The sequence below is a fragment of the Bacteriovorax sp. DB6_IX genome, from assembly GCF_000447775.1.
GTDB lineage: Bacteria > Bdellovibrionota > Bacteriovoracia > Bacteriovoracales > Bacteriovoracaceae > Halobacteriovorax_A.
The window spans coordinates 1-6,092 of sequence record NZ_AUNJ01000447.1 but is presented as its reverse complement, the minus strand read 5'-3'; the positions used below and the strand labels follow the sequence as shown (position 1 = coordinate 6,092).

General features: G+C 38.3%; 6 protein-coding genes. 3 read left to right on the top strand and 3 right to left on the bottom strand.

Annotation, left to right across the window (positions count from 1 at the left end; translation table 11 throughout):
* From M901_RS16775 to M901_RS13835, 3 genes are all read left to right on the top strand, one after another.
* Positions 1-2,432, top strand: a 2,432-nt coding sequence (locus M901_RS16775) for an aldehyde dehydrogenase family protein (protein WP_232422541.1), incomplete at its 5' end; no start/stop codon positions are given.
* Entirely contained in the window at positions 2,429-3,232 is an 804-nt protein-coding gene (locus M901_RS13840; RefSeq protein WP_021278824.1) for a pyrroline-5-carboxylate reductase, read from the top strand. The genes M901_RS16775 and M901_RS13840, both read left to right, overlap by 4 nt.
* Positions 3,233-3,260: 28 nt before the next feature.
* Positions 3,261-3,740 carry a DUF4442 domain-containing protein gene (locus tag M901_RS13835; protein WP_034722367.1) on the top strand — a complete coding sequence of 160 codons (480 nt, stop codon included), beginning with the start codon at positions 3,261-3,263 and terminating at the stop codon, positions 3,738-3,740.
* Here M901_RS13835 and M901_RS13830 read toward each other — a convergent pair whose 3' ends face one another.
* The 3 genes from M901_RS13830 to M901_RS13820 form a co-directional block, all read right to left on the bottom strand.
* A complete protein-coding gene (locus M901_RS13830; RefSeq protein ID WP_021278827.1) occupies positions 3,741-4,895 on the bottom strand; it encodes a hypothetical protein in 1,155 nt (384 codons plus the stop codon).
* A 147-nt stretch (positions 4,896-5,042) separates the two neighbouring features.
* Positions 5,043-5,807 carry a Nif3-like dinuclear metal center hexameric protein gene (locus M901_RS13825; protein WP_021278823.1) on the bottom strand — a complete coding sequence of 255 codons (765 nt, stop codon included), beginning with the start codon at positions 5,805-5,807 and terminating at the stop codon, positions 5,043-5,045.
* Positions 5,804-6,092 (bottom strand): tetratricopeptide repeat protein (locus tag M901_RS13820; RefSeq protein WP_021278828.1); only part of this gene is annotated, 289 nt, incomplete at its 5' end. The genes M901_RS13820 and M901_RS13825, both read right to left, overlap by 4 nt.

The following is a 6,092-nucleotide window of genomic DNA, read 5'->3' as shown; positions in this document are numbered from 1 at the left end:
ATCTTGTAAGAAGAATCATGGAAAACTCTTCTCAGGTTGGTGTATTAACAATTACGAGATCGCATAAGAAGAATGTGAAACTCTTGTCTCCAACAGAGATTTATAAACAAAATAAAGAAGAAGCTCGTTTGGTTCTTGATAACTCTATTTCTAAACTTGATGGAGAGTTTATTAATATTCCAACTCTAAGAAGTTACTTAGACAGTGAATTAAGAACAGTTGAGAATTCACTGGATCAATACCAATCAGAGCTTGGTAAAGAACAGAATAATATCTTCAAGACAAATGGTGAGATGATCACAGTTAAATCTCCTTCTGATGGAGAAACTGTTGTTGGAACAATCCGATTTGCCAATGTTGAAGATGCTAAGACTGCTATTAAAGTTATTGATGAGGACTTCTACAATGGTAAATGGTCGCAAATGTCTTGGATTGAAAGATCAATGATTATGATCAAGGCCAGTGATCTTATGCATGCCAGAAGAAATGAACTCTCGGCACTTATTATGAAAGAATCTGGAAAGGCCGTTAATGAGGCCTTGGCCGATGTTGATGAAGCTATTGATTTTATCAATTTCTATATTAGAGAGCAGAAGAAAGTTTTAGAGCTTGGTCACTATCAGGCCAGAGGGCCTATTGCTGTTGTGGCCCCATGGAATTTCCCTCTTGCAATTCCTTGTGGAATGACAGTGAGTTCTTTAATCGCTGGAAATACAGTTATCCTTAAATCAGCGGAGCAAACACCACTGATTGCAAATGTACTTGTTAATCTTCTTTATGAAGCAGGTGTGCCTGAGACAGCTCTTATCCATCTTCCTGGAGAAGGGGAAACTGTTGGTCAGACTCTTATTGAAAGTCGCGATATTAGTGGAATTGTCTTTACTGGTTCTAAACCTGTTGGCGTTCATATCGCTAAGACGGCGGCCAAGAGACTTTATAAGAACAAGAAAACTCAAGTTGAATATCCTGTGAAGGTCATAACTGAGATGGGTGGAAAGAACGCGGTTCTTGTCACAAATAATGCTGAATTAGATGAGACTGTCTCTGGTATTCTTTACTCGGCCTTTGCTCACGCTGGTCAGAAATGCTCTGCCTGTTCTCGAGTTATTGTAGATAATCAGATTAAAGATAAGTTAACGGCAAGACTTGCTGAAGCTGCCAGAGATATTAAAGTTGGATCGTCAGATGATTTTTCTGTCTTTATCAACCCTCTTATTACTAGTGAAGAAAAGAAAAGACTTCAAGAGCAAGTAAGCGAGGCCATTAAAGAGATTAAAGAATTTGGTGGGAAGGTCCATATTGATAGATCACAAGACGATCTTCCTGGATACTGTGTTGGACCAACGATCTTAGAAGTTCCAAAGAAACGTGCTTTTGAAAAAGACTCTTTCTCACAGCGTGAACTCTTCGCTCCTGTGGTTCATGTTATCGGTGTCGATGGACTAGATGAAGCGATTGAGGTTTTCAATAGCGTTGAATATGGTCTAACGGGTGGAATTTTCTCTCAATCCCAAGATGATATTGATTATTGTGTCTCTAAGATGCAGGTGGGAAATATCTACGTGAACCGTCCTATCACAGGTGCTCGTGTTGGTATTGAACCATTTGGTGGATTCAAAATGTCTGGTACAGGTCCTAAGGCCGGTGGAGTTGACTATATTAAGTCTCTTCAGGTGCTTGTGACTGAGATAGATTCAGATATTAAATCTGTCTTTGAAACAGGAAGCGACTACGAAGTTAAGCTTGCTAAGTCCAGTGGTCTTCCTGTGGCAGGTCGAATTGAAAGAGTCGTAAGAGCTCTGGATGCGATTATTAATAACTTTGGGCCTCTGTTTCCTGGTATATTTGGAAATGATAAAGAGAGACTTCAGACGCTGAGGTCTTGGTTTATTGAAGATTTCCAGAATATTGTTGAAAAGGGAAGAGATAATAGAATCATTCCTGGTCAGCTAAACTTTTCAAAATTTGATTCATTCAAAGAAAGTTGTGTTTATATTAGTTTAAACGAAAAACCTAATATTGAGACTTTTATTAACTTCTTAATGGCCTTGGCCTGTGGAGTTGGAATTACTGTTCTTTGTACGAATCAGAAGTCATATATCTGGTGGCGTTATCTGATCGATATACTTATAAAGAATAGGTTCTCATCTCGTAATATTGACTGCTACTTTGTAGGATTCGATCAAATTACTAAGATAGCCCAGAATCAAATCGATGTGGTCATCGTGGATGGTAACAATGAAGGTGTCCAAAGAGTGATTACTGAGTTCTCAAATGATCTTGGAAAAAGTGTTATGACGAGATTTGTGACTCCTATGGAAATGACTCCTGCAAGTTCTCATTTTGATCTTATGTTTACTTATGCCAATGAGAGATCATATGCAGTTAATGTTATGAGGCATGGTGCTCCGATGGAGTTAGAAAATCTATGAGACACTTAATACTTGGGGCCGGAAATATGATTCAGGCCCTGACTCCTCCATTTATCAAGAGTGCCCAGGGGGATCTATTCAGTGTCTACACACCTACTGGAAAATCCGCTGAGTCGTTTGCCCGCTCTCAAGGCATTACTCAACAAAGGGAGCTCGTTGATCTGAATGATGTGAACTTTCTATGGCTTGGAATGAAGCCTCAACAGGTGAGTGGTGTTGCGAAGTCTTTGTCAGATTTTGATTTTTCTAAAACAGTCATTGTCTCGTTACTGGCGGGAGTTGAAAGCGAGAGGCTCTCTAAGCTATTTGATTGTCCCTCTGTCATTAGAATTATGCCAAATACACCTTCTCTTGTTGGTATTGGTGTTAATGGTATCTTCTTTAGTTCATCAGTTGATGAAGAAAGAAAGTCGTATTTTTTAAAGCACTTTTCTCAGAGTGTGAAAGATGGAAAGAATTATATTCTAGATAGGGAAGATCAAATTGATCTTATCACGCCATATTCTGGAAGCGGTCCTGCTTATTTCTTTGAGATGGCCCGTATTCTTTCTGAGGATCTTGCAAGAAGAGGTTTTGATAAGACAGAGGCCCTTGAGCTTGTTTCACTGACAATGAAGGGTGCTGCTCAAATGCTCATTGAAAGTGATGATTCAGCTGAAGTGCTTAGAAATAAGGTTACGTCTAAAGGAGGGGTAACTTTTGAAGCATTAAAAGTCCTTGAGGAAAATCAACTCTCATCTATAATGGAAAGAGCTATTGATGCAGCATTAAAGAGAAATAACGAATTAAAGGAAGTTTAAAATGAAAATGGCCAAGAAAATATATACTATGATTCCACCTAAGTATCGTGATACTGCAATGGTTAGAGCTTTTGGTCTTTTCAAGGTTCCTCTTTTATTTTGGATTTCTCCAAGTGTGAAAGAATTAAGTGATAAGAGATGTGTCGTTAAAATTCCTCTTAGTAGAAGAACTAAGAACCATCTTAATTCAATGTATTTTGGTGTTCTCGCCTGTGGGGCTGATGCTGCTGGAGGCTTGGCCGCGATGAAGATGATTATCAATAGTGGAGAAAATATTTCTTTGGCCTTTAAAGATTTTCATGCAGAATTTCTAAAAAGAGCTGAAGGAGATACTTACTTTACTTGCGATCAAGGTGAAGAAATTAAGGCCTTTGTTGAAAAGGTTGTGGCAAGTGATGAAAGGCACCATATGCCAGTCAGAATTACGGCGACTTGCCCGGATATTGATGATGAACCTGTGGCCGAATTTACTTTGACACTTTCACTAAAAAAGAAGAGTAAGAAGTAGTCATATGGCCTGCTTAAGCTCTATATCGTTGATTTTTTCTGTTTCTGCTTCTGTTTGAGATAAGATTACCTCTTTCTTTCTAAAACTTACAATTTGCATATATTTAGACATACAAATAAAGGATTCAAGGGCCGTCTCAACGGCCCTATCGTAAATATTAGAGACCGTAATAACTGATTCCTTTTGCTGATGAGGTAGCTTCATCAGTGTTTGAATAAGTATTTTCGTGACTTCAATTCTTTGGATAGGATTTAAGCTCGAATTCAAGTGGAAGACTGGTATATAGATACTATTTATTTTTTCATTATCTTTTTGTCCCGAAATACCAGAGTCTAAAAATGGGAGTACAGTCTTGGCCATATTGAATTTTGAGTTGAGCTCCATTAGGTCTAGCTTGTCTATTCTTGTTCTCATAAAACAGATATGGGCCTGAATTTCACCATTTTTTTCTATGTAGAGAGATTGTTTATTCGCGATATAGTTTCTTAAATCTTGGGTGTAGGACTCTGGACTATCACACCAATTTAGTCCTGCTATTTGAGTAAGTGAGAATTTAATGATTTTCTCTCTATCATCTAGAGTCGTTAATCTCACTTGGTGGCCTTTCATTTTATGAGTACCATCTGTTTGATTTGAAAAGATATTATGTATGGTATAGTTATGAATATAATTCACATCAATAATCTTCTCAAATCTCTTAAATAGATTCTTAGTTTGTTCGCTCTCCACATCAATCAGACCATAGAAGAACTCACAGTCTCTTAGCTCATCGATATTATCTTTATTGAGAATGATATCGACAAAGGCATTTCTCCACTGTCTCTTACCTGAGAGGCAAAAATCATGGGAGACTTTGAGATCTGAAAGATAGGCCACCTTGGTCAGTTTTCCTTCACTATAGATATCCTTTATTGTCAGAGAGGCCATTCCCTTAAGTTCATGGTTTTCACTCATTGAGATAAAGTACTTTTCATGACAATTTAGGGTAATGAGGTTCTTATTCCCAAGTGGGGACTCATAGCGGGACTTCTTAGCATTGAGTTTCTTGTAGAGATGTCTTTCGAGGGTCTTCATGGACTCATCGATATCATTCCAAGAATTCGCTCTTTGTATCTCAAGGTACTTGTACTTGTTAAAAAACTCTAAAATCTTCATATGAAAAAGACTAGCAAAGAAGGGGCGCTATTTAATATTTGATTGAAAATAGTTTTTAAGTCATGAATTATAGGAGGGGGAGAATGTGATTTTGGGGCATTACTTAATTCATACCCCAACTTGATAAACTGCCTTGTTTTCTCGTCATTAGGCCGGGTTTTCGCTTGGAATAAAGAAGCACTCTACTGAGAATCTTTCTTGAACTAGCTTCATAATTTCTTGTACGCCAAACTGCTCCGTTGCATTGTGGCCGCCTGCAAACATATGAATATCGTCTTCGCGGCTCTCGTGCCAATCATGCTCACTCATCTCTCCAGTGAGGTAGGCATCAAGATTTTCTCTCAGGCATAGGCGCCATTCTGAGTTCGCCCCACCTGTGATAATCCCCATACTAGAGATTTCATTATCATTCGGTCTTGAATGAAGAATATTATGATCTAATACACCTTCAAGTTTTGCGATAAGATCTTTTGGTTTCAATGGTGCTTTAAATTTTCCAGCGACACCTGTTGGGCAACCTTTATAGTCTCCAAATGGTTTTAGTTCCGTAAGGCCAATTCTTTTTGCAATGGCCGCCGCATTTCCATATTCAATATGGGCGTCAAGTGGAAGATGGTAACCAAAGAGGTTAATATCATTTTGAATTAAAGGTTTGACTCTTTTTGCGAATGAGCCCTTTATGGCACGAGTTCCGTGGAACTTCCAAAAGAGTCCATGATGAACAATCAGACAGTCGGCCTTTTGTGCCACAGCTTCTTCTATTGAGTGTCTTTGGGCCGAAACAGCGAAAGCGATCTTAGAGATCGTTTCACTTCCTTCTATTTGCAGTCCGTTTGGGCCGTAGTCTTGGAATTCGTAGGGTTTTAAGATTTCTTTTAAAAACTTATCGAGTTCTTTTCTACAAAGACTCACAGATCCTCCTGAGGAAAATGATTTTCTTGGTTGTCTTGCTTAAAGTTTACCTTGAAATCATACTCAGGCATATCTCTATTTAGAGTTCTTTCTAGTTTATCAACAGTATTTCTTAGGTCTTCATTTTCTGGACAAAGAGTCAGGGCTACTTCGAATTCGGCCATGGCCTTTTCGTAGTTTTGCGCCATCATATAAGCTCTACCAGCATTAATATAAGGATACTCCTTATTCTGATACTTTGGTGCTTTCTTTGCTAATTCAAACCATTTGATTGATTCTTCAACT